The organism is Benzoatithermus flavus (assembly GCF_037908215.1).
GTDB lineage: Bacteria > Pseudomonadota > Alphaproteobacteria > Geminicoccales > Geminicoccaceae > Benzoatithermus > Benzoatithermus flavus.
The window spans coordinates 1-588 of the sequence record NZ_JBBLZC010000112.1; the positions used below are offsets into that span (position 1 = coordinate 1).

Consider the following 588-nt stretch of genomic DNA (forward strand, 5'->3'; position numbering starts at 1 on the left):
GAGATGGGTTGGAGAGAGTGGCCTAGATAGACAATGTGCATGAGAGAGTATACAATATGAATATGTCGAATTGGGCCCAAACATGGAGATATATCGTTTGTATTTGAGAAAGAGCAAGGTCAATCAAGACATACAGAAGAGAGAGAGGGAGAGAGAGAGGGAGAGAGTGAAAAAATATCACTAGACAGCCAACCCTATGGTATGAGCGAATGATATTGGTACCTCTTGATGACACGGCAATCTTATGCAGCCAGCTGTTCTAATATGTTCTATTCTTTTGCAGATAAAAAAAGACCCGAAAGTAAAAATGTGCTGCACTATAACAATCTCATCGAATGCCTTGATCTCCATCTTACAGAAATTGATTTGATCGACTACCGAGGCAGCACATCTGAGATTAAATTGGCCAGGTTCTTTGTTCTGGAGGCAAGTGTGCTCAAGGTAATGAGGTTTGGCGTTCTCTGGCGCAACAATGAATGGCGTGCTGATCACCGCAAGCGTCTAAGACTAAATGACAAAGTCTCCGCAAAAGCTGAATTTGTTTTTGAAACATCAAGTGGCCAGAGACTCGAAAACTTATTTGCCCAT

The 588-nt window shown here is 42.0% G+C and carries 1 protein-coding gene; it reads left to right on the plus strand.

What is annotated here, in order from left to right:
• Positions 1-264: 264 nt before the first annotated feature.
• The coding region (locus U1T56_RS24360; protein ID WP_418162066.1) for an FBD domain-containing protein at positions 265-588 on the plus strand (324 nt) is incomplete at its 3' end.